At 31.8% G+C, this 20,199-nt stretch carries 19 protein-coding genes and 1 other RNA gene; 17 read left to right on the top strand and 3 right to left on the bottom strand.

Annotation, left to right across the window (positions count from 1 at the left end):
- The first annotated feature begins 9 nt into the window (after positions 1-9).
- The 10 genes from AA076_RS07400 (at position 10) to AA076_RS07355 (ending at position 11,232) form a co-directional block, all read left to right on the top strand.
- A complete protein-coding gene (locus tag AA076_RS07400) occupies positions 10-690 on the top strand; it encodes a zinc metallopeptidase (RefSeq protein WP_001827022.1) in 681 nt (226 codons plus the stop codon).
- Between the two features lie 336 nt (positions 691-1,026).
- The gene (locus tag AA076_RS07395; RefSeq protein WP_000839926.1) at positions 1,027-1,344 is read left to right on the top strand and encodes a nucleotide pyrophosphohydrolase; all 318 of its coding nucleotides are present in this window, start codon (positions 1,027-1,029) and stop codon (positions 1,342-1,344) included.
- A gap of 240 nt (positions 1,345-1,584) precedes the next feature.
- Positions 1,585-2,727 (top strand): N-acetyl-alpha-D-glucosaminyl L-malate synthase BshA, encoded by a 1,143-nt coding sequence (bshA, locus tag AA076_RS07390; RefSeq protein ID WP_025175365.1) that lies wholly within the window; start codon positions 1,585-1,587, stop codon positions 2,725-2,727.
- 4 nt (positions 2,728-2,731) lie between these two features.
- Positions 2,732-3,934 carry a CCA tRNA nucleotidyltransferase gene (locus AA076_RS07385; RefSeq protein ID WP_000361544.1) on the top strand — a complete coding sequence of 401 codons (1,203 nt, stop codon included), beginning with the start codon at positions 2,732-2,734 and terminating at the stop codon, positions 3,932-3,934.
- Positions 3,921-4,892: a biotin--[acetyl-CoA-carboxylase] ligase gene (locus tag AA076_RS07380; RefSeq protein WP_000049911.1), complete on the top strand. Its 972-nt coding sequence runs from the start codon at positions 3,921-3,923 to the stop codon at positions 4,890-4,892. The genes AA076_RS07385 and AA076_RS07380 overlap by 14 nt, the downstream gene beginning before the upstream one ends.
- 23 nt (positions 4,893-4,915) lie before the next feature.
- The gene (locus tag AA076_RS07375) at positions 4,916-7,609 is read left to right on the top strand and encodes an ATP-dependent DNA helicase DinG (RefSeq protein ID WP_000525078.1); all 2,694 of its coding nucleotides are present in this window, start codon (positions 4,916-4,918) and stop codon (positions 7,607-7,609) included.
- 321 nt (positions 7,610-7,930) lie between these two features.
- Positions 7,931-9,223, top strand: a complete 1,293-nt coding sequence (asnS, locus tag AA076_RS07370; protein WP_000858789.1) for an asparagine--tRNA ligase — start codon at positions 7,931-7,933, stop codon at positions 9,221-9,223.
- 327 nt (positions 9,224-9,550) lie between these two features.
- Positions 9,551-10,237, top strand: a complete 687-nt coding sequence (locus AA076_RS07365) for a DnaD domain-containing protein (protein WP_000362212.1) — start codon at positions 9,551-9,553, stop codon at positions 10,235-10,237.
- Positions 10,227-10,886, top strand: coding sequence for an endonuclease III (gene nth, locus AA076_RS07360; protein ID WP_000253765.1), 660 nt, complete (start codon positions 10,227-10,229; stop codon positions 10,884-10,886). Before AA076_RS07365 ends, nth begins: the two co-directional genes overlap by 11 nt.
- A 4-nt stretch (positions 10,887-10,890) precedes the next feature.
- On the top strand, positions 10,891-11,232 hold the full coding sequence (locus AA076_RS07355; protein ID WP_000182019.1) for a YpoC family protein: 342 nt from the start codon (positions 10,891-10,893) through the stop codon (positions 11,230-11,232).
- Positions 11,233-11,797: 565 nt separating this feature from the next.
- On the opposite strand, the gene AA076_RS07350 is transcribed toward AA076_RS07355, so the two are convergent.
- Together AA076_RS07350 and recU are read right to left on the bottom strand one after the other, a co-directional pair.
- On the bottom strand, positions 11,798-13,981 hold the full coding sequence (locus tag AA076_RS07350; protein ID WP_000138351.1) for a transglycosylase domain-containing protein: 2,184 nt from the start codon (positions 13,979-13,981) through the stop codon (positions 11,798-11,800).
- A complete protein-coding gene (gene recU, locus AA076_RS07345) occupies positions 13,978-14,604 on the bottom strand; it encodes a Holliday junction resolvase RecU (RefSeq protein WP_001108889.1) in 627 nt (208 codons plus the stop codon). Before recU ends, AA076_RS07350 begins: the two co-directional genes overlap by 4 nt.
- A 305-nt stretch (positions 14,605-14,909) precedes the next feature.
- On the opposite strand from recU, the gene AA076_RS15000 reads away from it, so the two are divergent.
- From AA076_RS15000 to AA076_RS07315, 7 genes are all read left to right on the top strand, one after another.
- Positions 14,910-15,089: a hypothetical protein gene (locus tag AA076_RS15000; RefSeq protein ID WP_001788819.1), complete on the top strand. Its 180-nt coding sequence runs from the start codon at positions 14,910-14,912 to the stop codon at positions 15,087-15,089.
- A gap of 54 nt (positions 15,090-15,143) precedes the next feature.
- Positions 15,144-15,494 (top strand): YppE family protein, encoded by a 351-nt coding sequence (locus AA076_RS07335; protein WP_001000800.1) that lies wholly within the window; start codon positions 15,144-15,146, stop codon positions 15,492-15,494.
- On the top strand, positions 15,487-16,050 hold the full coding sequence (locus AA076_RS07330; RefSeq protein ID WP_000241308.1) for an SLOG family protein: 564 nt from the start codon (positions 15,487-15,489) through the stop codon (positions 16,048-16,050). Before AA076_RS07335 ends, AA076_RS07330 begins: the two co-directional genes overlap by 8 nt.
- 13 nt (positions 16,051-16,063) lie before the next feature.
- Positions 16,064-16,408, top strand: coding sequence for a cell division regulator GpsB (gene gpsB, locus AA076_RS07325; protein ID WP_001286320.1), 345 nt, complete (start codon positions 16,064-16,066; stop codon positions 16,406-16,408).
- 62 nt (positions 16,409-16,470) lie between these two features.
- Positions 16,471-16,850: RNase P RNA component class B (gene rnpB, locus AA076_RS14995), an RNA gene on the top strand.
- A 208-nt stretch (positions 16,851-17,058) separates the two neighbouring features.
- The gene (locus tag AA076_RS07320) at positions 17,059-18,204 is read left to right on the top strand and encodes a THUMP domain-containing class I SAM-dependent RNA methyltransferase (RefSeq protein WP_000487150.1); all 1,146 of its coding nucleotides are present in this window, start codon (positions 17,059-17,061) and stop codon (positions 18,202-18,204) included.
- Between the two features lie 83 nt (positions 18,205-18,287).
- Entirely contained in the window at positions 18,288-18,620 is a 333-nt protein-coding gene (locus AA076_RS07315) for a DUF4889 domain-containing protein (protein WP_000516800.1), read from the top strand.
- Between the two features lie 205 nt (positions 18,621-18,825).
- Here the strand turns inward: AA076_RS07315 and AA076_RS07305 are convergent, their stop codons facing one another.
- Positions 18,826-20,166, bottom strand: coding sequence for a PepSY-associated TM helix domain-containing protein (locus AA076_RS07305; protein WP_000798980.1), 1,341 nt, complete (start codon positions 20,164-20,166; stop codon positions 18,826-18,828).
- Positions 20,167-20,199 lie beyond the last annotated feature (33 nt).

The raw sequence follows: 20,199 nt of genomic DNA, 5'->3' as shown, positions 1-20,199 counted from the left end.
ATTTTTACTATGATAATTTATTTCGTAATATTAATGGTGCTTCCTTTATGGGCACAACACAAAGTTAAATCTAACTATGAGAAATATTCACAAGTTAGATCAACTAGTGGTAAAACGGGTCGTGAAGTTGCATTAGAAATTTTACATGCAAACGGTATTTATGATGTCGAAGTTGTTAAAGGTGAAGGATTCTTAACAGATCATTACGATCCTAAAAAGAAAGTTGTTTCACTATCTCCTGCAAACTATGACAGACCATCAGTTGCTGGAACTGCAATTGCAGCCCACGAAGTTGGTCATGCCATTCAAGATCACCAAGGATATTGGTTCTTAAGATTCAGAGCAGCATTAGTACCTGTTGCAAACCTAGGGAGTTCATTAAGTTATATGATCATCATGTTAGGTATTATCTTAACAGCGATAGGTAGTGCATTTGGTTCAACTGCTTTATGGATTGGTGCTGGTTTAATGTCATTAGCGGTATTATTCTCAATTGTTACGTTACCAGTTGAGTTTGATGCGAGTTCAAGAGCGATGAAACAAATTACGGCATTGAACATTGTAAATGAAAAAGAATACAAGCATGCGCGTAAAGTATTATCTGCAGCAGCAATGACTTATGTTGCAGCAACTGCAGTCGCTGTAGCAGAGCTTGTACGTATTATTTTGATTGCGCGTTCAAGTGATTAATCTTATAGATTAACAATTAACTTAAATTAGACACTTATTAACTAGCTAATCACATTTTTGTGTGGTTGCTAGTTTTTTTGTGCTTATTTTTCTAATGGTAGATTATTCACTATATTATTTTATTGTAGTGGTACGTATCATAAAGTTATAATCCCAATTTCAATTGATTTAATTTAGTTAGGAATGCATTACATTTATATAAACTGAATTATTAAACTTCTAAAATAAACAACTTGTCATCTAGTTTAGCTAGAGTCAGTAGATTGCACTAAACATGCATGAGACTTCAAATTGATATATACTATATTAGAAATGCAATATAAGGAGAACGTAGAAATGAAATCAATGGTAGAAATGCAACGTGAAGTTGATGAATATATTGGACAATTTAAAACAGGATATTTTTCACCATTAGCTAACTTAGCTAGATTGACTGAAGAAGTGGGCGAACTTGCACGTGAAATAAATCATACCTATGGTGAAAAAAAGAAGAAAGATTCAGAGGAAGCAAATACGATTAAAGCAGAATTAGGTGATAATTTATTTGTGTTGTTATGTTTAGCGAATTCAATGGGAATAGATATGACAGAGAGCTTTAATGAAACAATGGAAAAGTTTAATACAAGAGATAAAAATCGATTCGAAAGAAAGTGAATTTAAAAATATATGCTTTATTTGGATTTGATTAAGATTAAAAACATCCATCAATGAATTGCATCGCATGAAATTATATTATTTTTAAAGTAAGTATAACTAGATGAATGATTATATATACAACACCTGTTTTTAGATATATGAAATTATAAACTCAACATTACTATAAACTTAAATTTAAACAATTATCTACGCATCGAGAATAATAGAGAGAAATAGAAAGAAAGGATGGGCAAGCGAATGAAGATAGGTATAACATGTTACCCGTCCATGGGTGGTTCTGGAATTATTGCCACAGAATTAGGAATTAAATTAGCAGAGCGAGGTCACGAAGTACATTTTATCACTTCAAATATCCCGTTTAGAATAAGAAAACCATTACCGAATATGATTTTTCATCAAGTTGAAGTGAATCAATATGCAGTATTTCAGTATCCACCGTATGATATTACGTTAAGTACTAAAATCGCTGAAGTTATTAAAGAATATGATCTTGATTTGTTGCATATGCACTATGCTGTACCTCATGCAATTTGTGGGATTTTAGCTCGTGAGATGTCAGGTAAAGATATAAAAATTATGACAACGCTACACGGTACTGATATTACTGTTTTGGGCTATGATCATTCACTCCAAGGTGCAATTAAATTTGGCATTAAAAAAAGTGATATTGTGACAAGTGTGAGTAAATCTTTAGCACAAGAAACACATGAAATTATTGAAACTAACAAAGAAATTATACCGATTTATAATTTTGTACGTGAAAATGAGTTTCCAACTAAACATAACACAGCATTAAAATCACAATTTGGTATAGCACCAGATGAAAAAGTGTTAATACATGTATCGAATTTTAGACAAGTAAAACGCATAGATACTATTATAGAAACATTTGCAAAAGTACGTGAAAAGATACCTAGTAAATTAATTTTACTTGGAGATGGTCCTGAATTAGTGCCAATGCGTCAATTGACGAAAGAGTTAAACGTAGAAGAGGATGTTTTATTTTTAGGGAAACAAGATTGCGTAAGTGAATTTTACCAATTATCTGACTTAGTATTATTATTAAGTGAAAAAGAAAGCTTTGGACTAACTTTACTTGAGGCTATGAAAACAGGCGTCGTTCCAATTGGTTCAAATGCCGGTGGAATTAAAGAGGTTATTAAACATGGTGAAACTGGATTTGTCGTAGATGTGGGTGATTGTGATTCAGCGAGTGACTATGCTATCCGATTACTTGAAGATAAGGTGTTATACAACAAACTTCAGAAAAACATGCTAGCAGATATTGCTGAACGTTTTGGATCAGAACTTATTACAGATCAATATGAGTATTATTATCAAAAAATGCTAAATGAGCATAACAAAAGTAAAGGCGAGTAATAATATGGATAAATCATTATTTGAACAGGCAAGGCCTATATTAGAACAAATTCAAGACAATGGTTTTGAAGCATATTATGTAGGTGGCTCTGTAAGAGATTATGTCATGGGAAGAAATATTCATGATATAGATATCACAACAAGTGCAACGCCGGATGAAATAGAATCTATCTTTAGTCATACGATACCTGTAGGTAAAGAACATGGCACGATAAATGTAGTTTTTAATGATGAAAATTATGAAGTGACAACATTCCGGGCTGAAGAAGATTATGTCGATCACCGTAGACCAAGTGGTGTTACATTTGTTCGTGATTTATACGAAGATTTGCAACGACGAGATTTCACGATGAATGCGATAGCAATGGATACAGCATACAAATTGTATGATTATTTTGATGGTCAACAAGATATTAATAATCGAATAATAAGAACTGTAGGTATAGCTGAGGAACGATTCCAAGAAGATGCTTTACGTATGATTCGATGTTTAAGGTTCCAGTCACAATTATCATTTGATATTGCAACGGAAACATTCGAAGCGATGCGTATACAAATGGCAGATATTAAATTTTTATCAATTGAGCGTATAGTGATTGAACTAACTAAATTAATGCGAGGTATTAATGTTGAAAAGAGTTTTAATCATTTAAAATCGCTGAAAGCATTTAATTATATGCCGTATTTCGAACATCTTGATATGAATCAAATTAATGTAACTGAAGCAATTGATTTAGAATTGTTGATTGCTATAGTATCAGTTAAATTTGATATTAATTACTCATTGAAGCCTTTAAAGCTAAGTAACCGACAAGTAAAAGATATCAATCAATATATTCAAATTATGAATGCATTACCAAGTATTATTACAAAAGAACAATTAAAAATGTTTGTTTATGATTATGATACGCATCTCATTAAAAATGTAATGGTTGCAGCAGACGTGTTAAAGGCAAATGATATTCAAGGACATGAACCATTAATCGTTAACCTTCAAACGATTGATGAAACATTACATCGTTTACCTATGCATAATAGAAAAGACATGATGGTTAATGGCGGTGTACTTATGGCACATTTAAATGCCAAAAGTGGTCCGTGGTTAAAAGATGTGCTAAGACAAATTGAGATAGCGATTGTAACAGGTAAAGTAAGCAACGAAGAAACTGAAATTTTGAAATGGGTGGATAATCATGTCAAAATATAGTCAAGATGTACTTCAATTACTCTATAAAAATAAACCGAATTATATATCTGGACAAAGCATTGCGGAATCACTTAATATTTCACGCACTGCAGTAAAAAAAGTGATTGACCAATTAAAGTTAGAGGGATGTAAAATAGATTCAGTAAATCATAAAGGGCATTTATTACAACAGCTCCCAGATATTTGGTATCAAGGTATAATAGACCAATATACAAAAAGTTCTGCTTTGTTTGATTTTAGTGAAGTATACGATTCAATAGATTCTACACAACTTGCTGCGAAAAAGTCACTTGTTGGAAATCAATCTTCATTTTTTATCTTGAGTGATGAACAAACGAAAGGTCGTGGGCGATTTAATAGACATTGGAGTTCTTCAAAAGGGCAAGGACTTTGGATGTCTGTCGTGTTAAGACCTAACGTTGCATTCTCAATGATATCTAAATTTAATTTATTTATTGCATTAGGGATAAGAGATGCGATTCAACATTTTAGTCAAGATGAAGTCAAAGTGAAATGGCCGAATGATATATTTATTGATAATGGTAAAGTGTGTGGTTTCTTAACTGAAATGGTTGCTAATAATGATGGTATAGAAGCAATAATATGTGGTATAGGTATTAATTTGACGCAACAACTAGAAAACTTTGATGAAAGTATTAGACATAGAGCAACAAGTATACAATTACATGATAAAAATAAATTAGATAGATATCAATTTTTAGAGATATTACTTCAAGAAATTGAAAAAAGATATAATCAATTTTTAACGTTACCTTTTTCTGAAATTCGTGAAGAATATACTGCAGCTTCTAATATTTGGAATAGAACGTTGCTATTTACAGAAAATGATAAACAGTTTAAAGGACAAGCAATTGATTTAGATTACGATGGCTATCTAATTGTTAGAGATGAAGCGGGTGAATCACACCGTTTAATTAGTGCAGATATAGATTTTTAACACTAAAGCAAGGAGAGATAGCTATGGGTATGGCAACCTATGCCGTTGTGGATTTGGAAACAACAGGCAACCAATTAGATTTTGACGATATCATTCAAATTGGTATAACGTTTGTGCGCAATAACCAAATTATTGATACATATCATTCTATGATTAGAACAAATTTAGAGATTCCGCCGTTCATTCAAGCGTTAACATCCATTGAAGAAAATATGCTACAACAAGCGCCATATTTTAATCAAGTTGCACAAGAAATCTACGATAAGATAAAAGATTGCATTTTTGTAGCTCATAATGTAGATTTTGATTTGAATTTTATTAAAAAGGCATTTAAAGATTGTAATATTCAATATCGTCCCAAAAAAGTTATAGATACACTAGAAATCTTTAAAATAGCTTTTCCTACAGATAAAAGCTATCAATTAAGTGAATTAGCAGAGGCACATGGTATTACCTTAGCAAATGCCCATCGAGCTGACGAAGATGCCGCTACTACTGCTAAATTGATGATATTAGCTTTTGAAAAATTTGAAAAGTTACCGTTAGATACTTTGAAGCAATTATATTATTTAAGTAAACAGTTGAAATACGATTTGTATGATATTTTCTTTGAGATGGTTAGGCAATATGATGCAAAGCCATTGGATAAATCGTACGAAAAGTTCGAACAGATTATCTATCGTAAGCAAGTTGATTTTAAAAAGCCGACAACAAATTATAATGGCAGCTTGAAGTCTTTATATAGCAAAGCTGTAGATCAACTTGGCTTAACATATCGACCGCAACAATTATATTTAGCGGAAACTATATTAGATCAGCTCATGCATAGTGAAAAAGCAATGATTGAAGCATCACTAGGCAGTGGTAAATCATTAGCATATTTACTTGCGGCCTTGATGTATAATATTGAAACTGGGAAGCATGTCATGATTTCTACCAATACTAAATTACTGCAAAGTCAATTGTTAGAAAAAGATATTCCAGCAATGAATGAAGCGTTGAATTTTAAAATTAATGCACTATTGATTAAAAGTAAAAGTGATTACATTTCATTGGGGCTTATTAGTCAAATTTTAAAAGATGACACAAGTAATTACGAAGTGAATATCTTGAAAATGCAATTGCTGATTTGGATTACAGAGACGCCGTCCGGAGATATACAGGAATTAAATTTAAAAGGTGGTCAAAAGATGTATTTTGACCAGAAAATTGAAACATATGTACCGGCACGTCACGATGTTCATTATTATAATTTTATTAAGCGAAATGCACAGAACATTCAAATTGGTATTACAAATCATGCACATTTAATTCATTCTGATGTTGAAAATTCAATATATCAATTGTTTGATGATTGTATAGTGGATGAAGCACATCGCTTACCAGACTATGCCTTAAATCAAGTGACAAATGAGTTGAGTTATGCTGATATTAAATATCAGCTTGGTTTGATTGGTAAAAACGAAAATGAAAAATTGTTAAAGGCAATTGATCAACTGGAAAAGCAGCGAATTTTGGAAAAATTAGATATTGCACCAATTGATATTTTTGGCTTGAAGGCTAGTATGAATGAGATTCATGAGTTAAATGAGCAATTGTTCTCAACGATATTTACGATTATCAATGATTCTGATGTTTATGATGATGATATTCATCGCTTCCATAATGTATTTACTTTTGAAACAAAAGACATTTTGAAGGATTTACATGCGATTATCGATAAGTTAAATAAAACGCTAGAAATATTCAATGGCATTAGTCATAAAACAGTTAAATCATTACGGAAACAGTTGTTGTATTTAAAAGATAAATTTAAAAATATCGAACAAAGTTTAAAAGCTGGACATACTAGTTTCATTTCGATTAAAAATTTATCTCAAAAATCAACAATACGTTTATATGTGAAAGATTACGCTGTAAAAGATGTATTAACGAAACAAGTATTGGAAAAATTTAAATCACTCATTTTTATATCTGGTACTTTAAAATTTAATCATTCGTTTGAAGCTTTTAAACAGTTATTCAACAAAGATGTTCACTTTAATACATTTGAAGTTAACACGTCGTTACAAAGTGCAAAAAATACAAGTGTATTTATACCGAGTGATGTAGCATCTTATCAATATAAAAATATAGATGAGTATGTAGCATCGATTGTAAGCTATATTATTGAATATACGACTATAACGTCATCAAAATGTTTAGTCTTATTTACGAGTTATAAAATGATGCATATGGTACAAGATATGCTAAATGAATTGCCAGAATTTGAAGATTATGTTGTATTAACACAACAGCAGAACCAAAATTATAAAATAGTACAACAGTTTAATAATTTTGATAAGGCCATACTGCTTGGTACGTCAACATTTTTTGAAGGTTTTGATTTTCAAGCAAATGGTATTAAATGTGTGATGATAGCGAAGTTACCGTTTATGAACAAGCATAATGCAAAATATTGGCTTATGGATTCTGAATTCACTTCAACTTTCAAGGAATATGTATTACCTGATGCAGTTACACGTTTTAGACAAGGACTTGGAAGATTAATTAGAAATGAAAATGATCGCGGCATAATAGTTTCATTTGATGATCGACTCATAAACAGTAATTATAAAAACTTTTTTGAACAAACACTTGAAAATTATCGTCAGAAAAAAGGCGACATTCAACAGTTTGGAAAATTATTAAGACAAATTCAAAAAAAGAAAAAGTGAAATACAAAGTAAAATTCTTGTGACATGACATGTGCTATGTTCTGTTACAAGAATTTTTGTTTGGTCGTCAAAATTTGAGTTTTATAATTAAACTTGAATGTTAGCACAAAAAACGACCTTCATACTAATAATATTGAGGCTTTATTATATATTTTGTCTGAAACTGATGATTGTATTGTCTTAATATAAATTAATGTTCAAATCTGTGCGTAAATCATTACCATTTACACGTTATCTTTTAGTCTAGTTCTAGAACTTGAAAGCGGATTTTGTTAAAATGAATGAGTATTGTATAACGAAAAAATAAATAGGAGAATGGTTATGAAAACAACGATTAAACAAGCGAAAGATCATTTAAACCAAGACGTTACAATTGGTGCTTGGTTAACAAATAAACGTTCAAGTGGTAAAATCGCCTTTTTACAATTACGTGATGGAACAGGCTTTATGCAAGGCGTAGTAGTTAAATCAGAAGTTGATGAAGAGGTATTCAAACTTGCGAAAGAAATTACTCAAGAATCATCTCTATACGTTACAGGCACAATTACAGAAGATAATCGTTCTGACTTAGGATACGAAATGCAAGTGAAATCAATTGAAGTTATTTCAGAAGCGCATGACTATCCGATTACACCTAAAAATCATGGTACAGAATTCTTAATGGATCACCGTCATTTATGGTTACGTTCTAAAAAACAACATGCTGTAATGAAAATTAGAAATGAAGTTATTCGTGCAACGTATGAATTTTTCAACAAAGATGGATTTACAAAGGTTGATCCACCAATTTTGACAGCAAGTGCGCCAGAAGGTACAAGTGAATTATTCCATACTAAATACTTTGATCAAGATGCGTTTTTATCTCAAAGTGGTCAGTTATACTTAGAAGCTGCAGCAATGGCACACGGAAAAGTATTTTCATTTGGTCCAACTTTCAGAGCTGAAAAATCAAAAACACGTAGACACTTGATCGAGTTCTGGATGATTGAAGGAGAAATGGCTTTCACAAATCATGCTGAAAGTTTAGAAATTCAAGAACAATATGTAACACATGTTGTAAAATCAGTTTTAGAAAATTGTAAACTAGAGTTGAAAATTTTAGAGCGTGATACATCAAAACTTGAAAAAGTTGCGACACCATTCCCTAGAATTTCATATGATGATGCAATTGAATTCTTAAAAGCAGAAGGCTTTGATGATATTGAATGGGGCGAAGATTTTGGTGCGCCACATGAAACAGCCATTGCTAATCATTATGATTTACCGGTGTTTATTACTAATTATCCAACTAAAATTAAGCCTTTCTATATGCAACCAAATCCTGAAAATGAAGAAACTGTATTATGTGCAGACTTAATTGCACCTGAAGGATACGGTGAAATTATTGGTGGATCTGAACGTGTGGATGACTTAGAATTGTTAGAACAACGCGTTAAAGAACATGGATTAGACGAAGAAGCATATAGTTACTACTTAGACTTACGTCGTTATGGTAGTGTGCCACACTGTGGATTTGGTTTAGGTTTAGAGCGTACAGTAGCATGGATTTCTGGTGTTGAACACGTTCGTGAAACAGCGCCATTCCCAAGATTATTAAACCGTTTATATCCATAAGTTTTAGGGTCGTTACTTAAAATATATATTATGATAATAAAAAGAATCGTCCAGCCTATATTAATAGCTGGGCGATTTATTCTTGGAAAATGAAGATTGATAACGGCTTATATTAATCATGAACAAACTTTTGTTTAGTAACTATATTTGGAAAATAAATAGTTCATCTGATTATCCATAAAGTTCATTGTTAAAATCTAGTGTTAAAAAATACTGTTATTTAAAATTTGTTTGCTACTAGTTAAATATATTAAGCATTTTAGTCGAAAATTAAAGAAAATGATTTATACTATTAAGTAATGGTTAAATTTAAAAGGGGGCACGAACATGGATAAATATCAATTAAAAGCAAGACCTGTAGTGATACGAAGAGAATTATTAGACCATTACAGTGACTTAGGTTTAGATGAGCAAGATTTAGTCATTTTGCTTAAATTGATTTATGCTTCCGAAACATCAAATAAACAGCCTTCAATTGAATTGCTTCAGAAGGGCTCAACTATGCAACCACGTGATATTACAATGGTTATTCAAAATTTGATACAACGTGAATTGCTAGAATTACAAGTTCAAAAAGATGAAGAAGGTAGATTTACCGAATATATGAATCTAGATCCTTTTTTCGAAAAATTAAGTCATATATTGAAGCAACAAAGTATGGAAACGAAAGAGCTAAATAGTAAAGAAAAATTTAAACAATTATTTAGAGTTTTAGAGGATACATTTGCAAGGCCGTTATCTCCATATGAAATAGAAACGTTAAATCAATGGATTGATGTTGATAAACACGATACTGCAATTATACAAGCGGCATTAGACGAGGCGAATAGTTTGAATAAACTTAGCTTTAAATATATAGATCGTATTTTACTTAATTGGAAGAAAAACAATGTCAAAACAATTGACGATTCTAGAAAAATAAGAGAAAAATTCAATAAACCGAAAATGACGCACACAGTTAAAACGGTACCTAAATTTGATTGGTTAAACGGGGAGAACCTTGATGGTAAGTAAGAAAAAAGCATTAGAAATGATTGATGTTATAGCAAATATGTTTCCGGATGCAGAATGTGAATTAAAACATGATAATCCGTTCGAATTAACTATTGCTGTATTATTGTCAGCGCAATGTACAGACGTTCTAGTAAATAGAGTAACAACTGAGCTGTTTAAAAAATACAAAACGCCTGAAGATTATTTGGCAGTCAGTGATGAAGAACTTATGAATGATATTCGTTCTATCGGTCTGTATCGTAACAAAGCTAAGAATATTAAGAAACTTTGTCAATCTTTGATTGATCAATTTAATGGAGAAATACCACAAACACATAAGGAATTAGAAAGTTTAGCAGGTGTAGGACGTAAAACTGCTAATGTAGTCATGAGTGTAGCATTTGATGAACCTTCATTAGCTGTTGATACGCATGTAGAACGTGTTTCTAAACGCTTAGGTATTAATCGTTGGAAAGATAATGTGAGACAGGTAGAAGACCGTTTATGTTCTGTCATACCTAGAGATAGATGGAATAGGAGCCATCATCAACTCATTTTCTTTGGAAGATACCACTGTTTAGCCCGAAAACCTAAATGCGATATTTGTCCACTATTAGAAGATTGTAGAGAAGGACAAAAACGTTATAAAGCTAGTTTGAAAGAAGCGTGATAACATGACAAATATTACAAAAGAGGTATTTGATAATTTAGAACAAGAGATTGATTTATTTGCCAAAAATAAGACATTAGGTTCTAGTGAAGCAAAGCCCTACTTGGATGAATACCATAGTAAAATTATTGATTATTTTAAGCAGGTTAATGACATAACTGGCAATATTGATTTTGATAAATTAAATCAATATCCTGTTGTGCCAATGAATTTTAAAGAAAGATATGATTATATGATTGAACGTAAATATCATTTTATGGGCTATCGACAAATGAAGACCTTTAAAACTGAATTGATTAAAATGAATGCTAGTTATCAAACAAGGTTAAAGAATAAGCAGGTATAGACAAGATTGATCATTTCCTAATGTTGAAAATATATAAAACTAATTCATGCACACATATTTATAATTATGTTAGGTGTCGTGTCATTACAACGTCTTAATATAAAAACTGTCCATCTACATCATAATGGATATCTTGAGATATGCTTTAAGATATCTATTTCGAATCGTAGGTGGATTTCTTATATCTATGATTGTGAAAATATGTTGCAAACATGTTGATATTTCACTGATTAACGTACACAGGGAATTAATAAATATATCAATTTAAAACAGCGTCTAAGATGACTATGAGAAAATATAATCATAATTTTAAAAATGGGAACAACCACTTATTCAAATTCAATAATTTTACATAGCTAAAGATGTGAATATGAAAAACTATTTAGATGTTTCAAAATGTATGTGAATGACTGATTTTACGGTTTCTACTAATATAGCAATAGCGTATGAATACTTATAAAAAAAGCAGGAAGTTTTACCTTCCCACCATAAAAGATGAAGAACCTAAAAAAATCCTCGGCTACACCATAAATATGGTATAACTGAGGATTTTATGTTGAGTGGATTAGTTGAATATACCTGTTAATCCACCGCTGTTTCTAGATTGTTGAGATCTAGTATTGTTATTTGATTGTGCAGTACCACTGCTGTTTGCTGATGTGTCACTACCACCGTGTGTACTACGATTTGTAGTGTTGTTATCTTGACTACCAGAAACATTGATTGATGGGATACTACCACTTACTGAGCTAGGACGTTTAAAGTCTTCGCCATCTCTAGATGAAATTTTTGACATCACATTTTCATATAAGAACTGTGGATATTCTTGTTGGCTATGTCCCACAAATGAGTTTTCACCATATTGTTTAACTTTACTGAAGCCCATCCACACTGACATAGTGTATTGAGGTGTAAAGCCGTTAATCCACACGTCTTTCGCTGCATTATCAGGTAAATTATATTGTGAATAAGTTTCAGCACCGTAAGTACCAGTACCTGTCTTAGCACCCATATTTACTCCAGATACACCATGGCCATATGCAGAACCATATGGTTTAAATGTACCTTTTAGCATCTCAGCTAACATGTATGCAGTGTAATCACTCATCGCTTTATGGCTAGTATGATCGTATTCGATTGTTTCACCATCACGAGTAACTACTTTTTGAATTGAATGCGCGTTGTTATAAGTACCACCGTTAGCGATTGCAGCAAATGCTGATGCTAATTGTGTTGGTGAGAATTCTGAAGCAGAACCACCAAGTACTTCAGATGGACCAATATCGCCTTCGTAGTTTAAGCCAAGTTTGGCAGCGAATTTCTTAGGTGCATCATTACCAGCATTTTGCTTAACTGATTGCCAAGCTTTTAAAGCTGGGATATTGAAACTTTGTCGTAAAGCATCATAAATAGATACAGTACCGTGACTCTTCGTATCATAGTTTCTAAATGTAGAACCATCAACTTGATATGAAGATTCATCTTGAATCGCATGGTTTGTTGCCCATTTCATATTTTCAATGGCAGGTCCATACGCTAAGAAAGGTTTTAAAGATGAACCAGTAGGGTGAGGATCTGTTGCTTGGTTTCTGTTAACGACGTCTTTGAAATCACGTCCACCAGATATAGCAACTAAACCACCAGTTTTACTATCAAGAATTGTTGCACCAACTTGTTGGTCTTTATTCTTGTAGAAGCTACCATTATCAACATCATTTTGTAATGTTTTTTGAACATCTTTATCCATGTTTGTATAAATTTTAATACCACTTTGTAATACATTACCTAAATTTTCATCTTTGAATGCTTTATTATTCATTAATTCAGATTTTACAAAGTTAACGTATGAATTATACTCAGAATCTTGATTTGTATCAATGTTTTGACGTTCTTCAGGAGTACGATTTACTAAGTTCGCTTTTAAATCGATTTTCTTAGCATCTTCCCACTGTTTATCTGTAATGCGTTTATGATAATGCATTAAGTATAAAACAGTGTTTTTACGATCTTCAGCAGCTTTTGGATGATCATAAATATTATAGTTGTTTGGAACCTGAGGTAAACCGGCTAAATAAGCTTCTTCCGCTAAGTTTAAATCTTTTAAATCTTTATTAAAGTAATACTTAGCAGCAGCTTTAATACCTGTTACGCCATCAGAATAGTAAATTTTGTTTAGATATACTTGGAAGATATCATCTTTACTATACTCTTGTTCTAAACGATATGATAAGTATGCTTCTTGAGCTTTACGTCCAATAGATTTATGTTGTGATAAAAATGCATCTTTAACAACTTGTTGTGTTAATGTTGAGGCACCTTCAGAACCAAATCCACCAGTCAAGTTCTTACCAATTGCACCGAATAAACGTTTATAATCAAGTGCGCCATGTTCGTAGAAACGATTGTCTTCAGTTGCAAGTACTGCGTCTTTCATTGATTTCGGCACGTCTTTTAAATTTACATGCTCATGTCTTTGGCCATTATCTAATGTTTTAACAAGTTCTCCGTTCTTGTCATATATCTTTGCAGGAATCGGATCTTGTAATTTAGCTTCGGTAAAAGCAGGTGCTTTCCAAGCATAATAAGCAAACAATAAGATACCTAGTAAAAGAACAACGAAAAATGCAATAATCATGAAGCCAATAATCTTAATAATCGTTCTCTTCACATTTCTATTCTTTTTTGAGTTGGATTTCCCACCATTATTACCGTTTTTCTTAGGCTGAGAAGATCCTTTGTTTTCCGTCATACGCGGTCCTCACTTTCATCTAATATCAACTTATCAACTGCTTTTAGATAGTCTAATCTTGGTTGATACTGATAAGGAATATGGTAACCATTTTTTCGTATTTCATCAACTGTTATAGACTTTTTAATATTATCTTTATATCTCTTCCAAAATACTTCGAATTTTGAATAGGGTAAAAGATAAACTTCATCTAGCGTTTTAAAACGAATCATTAAAAACACAATACCTTTTTGTTGATATGCATTTTTCATATGTTCGACTTGATGGTCATGAATATTATTTAAAGGAAAGGACGTCTTGTTTTTAGTTTCCTTTGCTTCAAAATCAATATAATAACCTTGATAAACGCCGTTGTAATCAGTTGTTGAAGGTGTACGAAAATAAGCTTCGTTAATCACAGCTTTACTCCGCTTAGGATAGTTGACATTAACTATTTGTACTGGCGTAGGCTTTTTGTGAATAACTGCAATGTCGCTTTTAAGATAAAACGTATTTGAATGTTCGATATCTTTTTCAAGTGACATACCACGTCCACCATACTCAATATTACTAAAGGCAGCGGTCTTTTTCCCTCCGTCTATAGCACTATTTTTACGATATGGTTTACCATTTGGATAATTCATAAATTTCACCACACAAGTTTGGTAGTAAACGTTGTTTATTATACACAACATTATAGTGAAACACCAAACTTAAATTAGTATAAATGCGAAAGACACAATACACCAAAGCTTATTTTAACGTGATTTCAGCATTAACACAATAATATTATAATACATTTACCGTTAATGTTGGAATTTTACACACAATTTTAATTAATTGAAAAGTTTTGCTTATAAAAATGAATACTCATTACAATATTTTTGAATTTTGTTATAAAAGTCAAATCATGATTAGTAATTTTTATTTTTGAGGCAAGTACAAGTATGTGTTGTTAATCAGCAGAGGTGTATTTGATTTAAATGATTTTATTAGATTAAAAGTATTTTCATCGTATAACAACATACACGATAAAATTTTGTATTTATATAGGAAGTTTTTAGATTTACTTGATTTAACAGATAACACATTTGAAAAAATAGTTAAATCAAATTATATAGAGTGTTAAAACATGACGAATACAGTATATTGTGATAAATTAAAAAATGTAGGAGGCGTCCTCATGAATGATGTAGTCGAATCACTAATTTATGAAGTTAACAACATGCAACAAAATTTTGAAAATGTGAAATCACAACAACAAGATCATGATTTTTACCAAACTGTAAAGCCATATACTGAACATATTGATAGCATACTCAATGAGATCAAATTACATCGTGAATTTATTATAGAAGTACCTTATATGAATTCAAGGAAATTTGAGCTACTGATTGCTAACATTGAACAACTTTCTGTCGAATGTCATTTTAAGCGAACAAGTCGAAAGTTATTTATAGAAAAGCTTAAAAGTGTTCAATATGATTTACAAAATATATTAGATGGCGTAACAAAAGAGGGTACTGATGGTTAAAACAGTTTATGTAACAGGTTACAAATCATTCGAATTAAACATTTTTAAAGATGACGCACCTGAAGTACATTATTTAAAACAATTTATAAAACATAAAATTGAACAACTGTTGGATGAAGGATTAGAATGGGTGTTAATACAAGGGCAAATGGGTATAGAATTATGGACTGCAGAAGTTGTTATTGAATTACAACGAACATATGATTCGTTAAAGTTTGCTGTAATTACACCGTTCCAAGGACATACAGAAAAGTGGAATGAACATAATCAAAGTAAGTATGCCAACATAATTAAGCATGCAGATTATGTTGATAGTATTTTTCATACGTCGTATCAAGGTCCTTTTCAATTTAAACAAGCAGATCAATTTATGCTTGAACATTCGGATCAAACATTGCTCATTTATGATGAGGAACAAGAGGCGAGTCCTAAGTTCTTCAAGCAGATGTTAGTTGATTTTATGGATAAAACAAACTATACTTGTGATATTGTGACGTTCGATGAATTAACAGCATTCATCAATGACTTACAGTGGTCTGAAGATCAAAGTTTCTAATGAGGTGGAAAAAATGTCAGATGTTTCATTGAAATTATCAGCAAAAGATATTTATGAAAAAGATTTTGAAAAAACGATGGCTCGTGGCTATAGAAGAGAAGAAGTAGATGCATTTTTAGATGACATTATTGCTGATTATCAAAAAATGGCCGATATGAATAATGAAGTTGTAAAATTATCAGAAGAGAATCATAAACTTAAAAAAGAATTAGAAGAATTAAGACTACGTGTAGCAACATCAAGACCTCAGGACAATAAAAGTTTTTCTTCGAATAATACAACAACAAATACATCTTCAAATAATGTAGATATTTTAAAACGTATTTCAAACTTAGAAAAAGCTGTATTTGGTAAATAATTACTAAATACAAAAGTTTAACTGTCTTACTAATAATGACTATGTTATAATTTTAAAAGTGATATTTTGGGTAATCGCTATATTATATAGAGGAAAGTCCATGCTCACACAGTCTGAGATGATTGTAGTGTTCGTGCTTGATGAAACAATAAATCAAGGCATTAATTTGACGGCAATGAAATATCCTAAGTCTTTCGATATGGATAGAGTAATTTGAAAGTGCCACAGTGACGTAGCTTTTATAGAAATATAAAAGGTGGAACGCGGTAAACCCCTCGAGTGAGCAATCCAAATTTGGTAGGAGCACTTGTTTAACGGAATTCAACGTATAAACGAGACACACTTCGCGAAATGAAGTGGTGTAGACAGATGGTTATCACCTGAGTACCAGTGTGACTAGTGCACGTGATGAGTACGATGGAACAGAACATGGCTTATAGAAATATCACTACTAGTTTAGCTCTCCTAGATGATGGAGAGCTTTTTTCATGAAAAGAACACTTAAAATTAACGCCTTGTCTTGATATAATGACACTGCCTTGTTTTAAAATAGTAAGCGGATGCGTTAATGTATCAGCGATTAAATTTGTTGGAAATGTATAAAAAACACAAGCTAAGAATAAAATACCTGTATAAAAGGAGAATCATATATGTTTCAATTACTTGCAGTTTGTCCGATGGGATTAGAAGCTGTTGTTGCTAGGGAAATTCAAGAATTAGGCTATGAAACAAATGTTGAAAATGGTCGTATATTTTTTGAAGGAGACGCAAGTGCAATTGTAAAGGCAAATTTATGGTTGCGCACAGCAGACCGAATCAAAATTGTTGTTGGACGTTTTAACGCAACAACGTTTGACGAATTATTCGAACAAACCAAAGCGCTCCCTTGGGAATCTATAATTGATAAAGAGGGTAACTTCCCAGTTCAAGGTAGAAGCGTTAAATCAACACTACATAGTGTGCCAGATTGTCAGGCGATAACTAAGAAAGCTATTGTTGAACGATTACGTCGCGCATATAACGAAAAAGGTTGGTTAAATGAATCAGGTGCCAAATACCCTGTTGAAGTTGCCATTTTAAAAGATAATGTATTATTGACTATCGACACATCAGGTTCTGGTTTGAACAGACGTGGTTATAGATTAGCACAAGGTGAAGCACCAATTAAAGAAACGTTGGCAGCAAGTTTAATCCGTCTTGCAAACTGGAAAGGTGATACACCTTTAATTGATCCATTTTGCGGTTCGGGTACAATAGCTATAGAAGCTTGTTTAATTGCTCAAAATATCGCACCTGGTTTTAATCGCGAGTTCGTATCAGAGCAATGGAACATCATGCCAGCAAATATTTATGATGATTACCGTGATGAAGCGGATAAGATGGCTGATTATGATAAAGAAATCGAAGTATATGCTTCTGATATCGATCCAGAAATGGTAGAGATTGCTAAGCGTAACGCTGAAGAAGTTGGGTTGTCTGATATTATTAAATTTAGTGTAAAAGATGTCAATACATTAACAATTGATACAGAAGAACCGGTGGCGTTAATTGGAAATCCTCCATATGGTGAACGTATTGGTGATCGTGAAGAAGTTGAAGAAATGTACCGTTATATTGGTAAACTAATGAAACAACATCCATTTTTATCTACATACATTTTAACAAGTAATAAAGAATTTGAATATTTAGTAGATCGTAAAGCAACAAAGCGACGTAAGTTATTTAATGGATATATAGAATGTACTTATTATCAATACTGGGGTAAAAAGACAGAACGTAAAACTATTGAAAACTAAAGTGTTTCTAATGCGTGACTAAAATTAGTAATAATTAAGTTCTCATGATAATAGGTATTTTTGAAAAATGGAGGAGTCTATAAATGGGTAAAAAAATGGGTCTAGGTTTATCTATTGCATTGGTTGTTATTGGTATTGCCGTTGTATGTTTAATGATTTTTTCTAGTCAAAAAACGACTTATTTTGGTTATATGAATAGTAATACAAATGCAGAAAAAGTTGTCAGTGAAAAAGATGGATTAGTCAAACATAATATCAAAGTAGAACCATCTAATGATTTCAAGCCGAAAAAAGGAGACTTTGTAAAATTAGTTTCTAAAGATGATGGGAAGACATTTTATAAACAAGAGATTGTTAAACATGATGACGTCCCACACGGTTTAATGATGAAAATTCACGACATGCATATGAATTAATAAAAAAGCATCTATAACGTAATTTTGAAGAAGTAGAGTTATCTTCTTATGCGTTTTAGATGCTTTTTTATCTTCAAATTCAAAAAATCGGACAGATAAAAAGTAAAAACTTTCCATCAGTACGATTTATTATAGAACCCGTTTTAAGTAATTAGAGAGACGAGAATCATTTTGTAAATTTCGTCAGTTCAAAACTTTAAGTGCATTATTGTTTAGCACGACGATCTTTAATATATAATATTAATTCAATTATAAATACAAGGATAAGTGATAATCCAAATAATGGCATTAATAATCCTAATACAATTAAACATATTATGAGTGATATAGATGCTGGTTTTTTTACGCGATGTGGTACTTTTACTGCAGTATTTTTTGTACGCTTTATCCAAGAGACAAACCCCATGCCAATGGCTACTAATAAAGCGATACATACAAATAAATTAATGATTTTATTTAAAATGCCGAATAAATGACCTTCGTGAAGCGGAATGCCCCATGTAAACCATTTAGCAATAATACCGTAGTCATCATATTTAATCGTACCTAGCTTTTTACCGCTATATTGATCGAAATAAAGTGTTTGTTCCTTGTATGGTGATACATCTAGCCCAGTAACACCTGAATTACTAGTATTAGATACAATAAAGGTACCATTTTTATCACTTGGATATACGATTGAAAACGGCTTTTTAATACCAGCTTTTTGCGCCTGTTCAACGACCTTATCAATAGATATTTGATAATCTAATTTGGTTTGAGGCATTGCTGCATTACCATGATGACCACTTGAACCTTTTTCGGATGAAGCTGGCTGTTTATTTTTACGTGTAGCCCAAGGTAATTCGTTCAAATCTGATTTAGGTGGATTAATCGCTAATTCACCTTGACCAAGGTCACCGTTTGTGTCCATCATACCGGCAATTTTACTGCCCATAAAACCAGACCATGGCAATCCAGTTAAGACTAATACAAATACTGGAATTGCAATGATAACTCCAATCATTGCGTGCCACTTTTGCCAACGAAGTGCCTTACTTTTGTTAGAAATTAAATGCTTCTTAATGAGTAAATAAGTACCAGATAAAATCATGAATATCATCCAACATGCGGTTAACTCTACTAAATAATTAATAATAGTATTTTCAGTAAACAAAGAACTATGTATACTTCGCATCACATTAGAATACGTATGTTTCGCATTTTGATCTGCAACAAATTGATTGTTATGATCTAGAAAGACGTAACGTTGATTTCCTGCCATATCACTCAGTGTAATTCGTTTGTTATATGGTTCATCAAGTATGCTAACTTTACTTACAAAGAATCCTTCATATTGTTGTTCAACTTGATGTACTGCATCATTTAATGTTTGATGCGTTTTTACATCACTGTCACCAAAAAACTCATTCTTATAAATATTATTTTCAACTTCTGGAAAGAACAAGTAACCAATGCCCGAAATGGTTAAAGTGATTAACAGTGGAGCAATAAATATTGCTGCATAGAAATGTAATCTTTGTAATGGATTAAATGTATTTTTCATATTTCCCTCCCAATTGGCTATTATACGGTGTCA

This window comes from Staphylococcus aureus (genome assembly GCF_001027105.1).
GTDB lineage: Bacteria > Bacillota > Bacilli > Staphylococcales > Staphylococcaceae > Staphylococcus > Staphylococcus aureus.
Note: the sequence above shows the minus strand (reverse complement) of the source record. Positions and strands in the feature narration are given on the sequence as shown.

Coding starts and splice junctions, on each gene's coding strand:
- asnS (WP_000858789.1), top strand. CDS start 7,931: ATGAAAACAACGATTAAACAAGCGAAAGATCATTTAAACCAAGACGTT.
- AA076_RS07365 (WP_000362212.1), top strand. CDS start 9,551: ATGGATAAATATCAATTAAAAGCAAGACCTGTAGTGATACGAAGAGAA.
- bshA (WP_025175365.1), top strand. CDS start 1,585: ATGAAGATAGGTATAACATGTTACCCGTCCATGGGTGGTTCTGGAATT.
- AA076_RS07395 (WP_000839926.1), top strand. CDS start 1,027: ATGAAATCAATGGTAGAAATGCAACGTGAAGTTGATGAATATATTGGA.
- AA076_RS07350 (WP_000138351.1), bottom strand. CDS start 13,981: ATGACGGAAAACAAAGGATCTTCTCAGCCTAAGAAAAACGGTAATAAT.
- AA076_RS07320 (WP_000487150.1), top strand. CDS start 17,059: ATGTTTCAATTACTTGCAGTTTGTCCGATGGGATTAGAAGCTGTTGTT.
- AA076_RS07330 (WP_000241308.1), top strand. CDS start 15,487: ATGGTTAAAACAGTTTATGTAACAGGTTACAAATCATTCGAATTAAAC.
- AA076_RS07375 (WP_000525078.1), top strand. CDS start 4,916: ATGGGTATGGCAACCTATGCCGTTGTGGATTTGGAAACAACAGGCAAC.
- AA076_RS07305 (WP_000798980.1), bottom strand. CDS start 20,166: ATGAAAAATACATTTAATCCATTACAAAGATTACATTTCTATGCAGCA.
- AA076_RS07400 (WP_001827022.1), top strand. CDS start 10: ATGATAATTTATTTCGTAATATTAATGGTGCTTCCTTTATGGGCACAA.
- recU (WP_001108889.1), bottom strand. CDS start 14,604: ATGAATTATCCAAATGGTAAACCATATCGTAAAAATAGTGCTATAGAC.
- gpsB (WP_001286320.1), top strand. CDS start 16,064: ATGTCAGATGTTTCATTGAAATTATCAGCAAAAGATATTTATGAAAAA.
- nth (WP_000253765.1), top strand. CDS start 10,227: ATGGTAAGTAAGAAAAAAGCATTAGAAATGATTGATGTTATAGCAAAT.
- AA076_RS07315 (WP_000516800.1), top strand. CDS start 18,288: ATGGGTAAAAAAATGGGTCTAGGTTTATCTATTGCATTGGTTGTTATT.
- AA076_RS07380 (WP_000049911.1), top strand. CDS start 3,921: ATGTCAAAATATAGTCAAGATGTACTTCAATTACTCTATAAAAATAAA.
- AA076_RS07385 (WP_000361544.1), top strand. CDS start 2,732: ATGGATAAATCATTATTTGAACAGGCAAGGCCTATATTAGAACAAATT.
- AA076_RS07355 (WP_000182019.1), top strand. CDS start 10,891: ATGACAAATATTACAAAAGAGGTATTTGATAATTTAGAACAAGAGATT.
- AA076_RS07335 (WP_001000800.1), top strand. CDS start 15,144: ATGAATGATGTAGTCGAATCACTAATTTATGAAGTTAACAACATGCAA.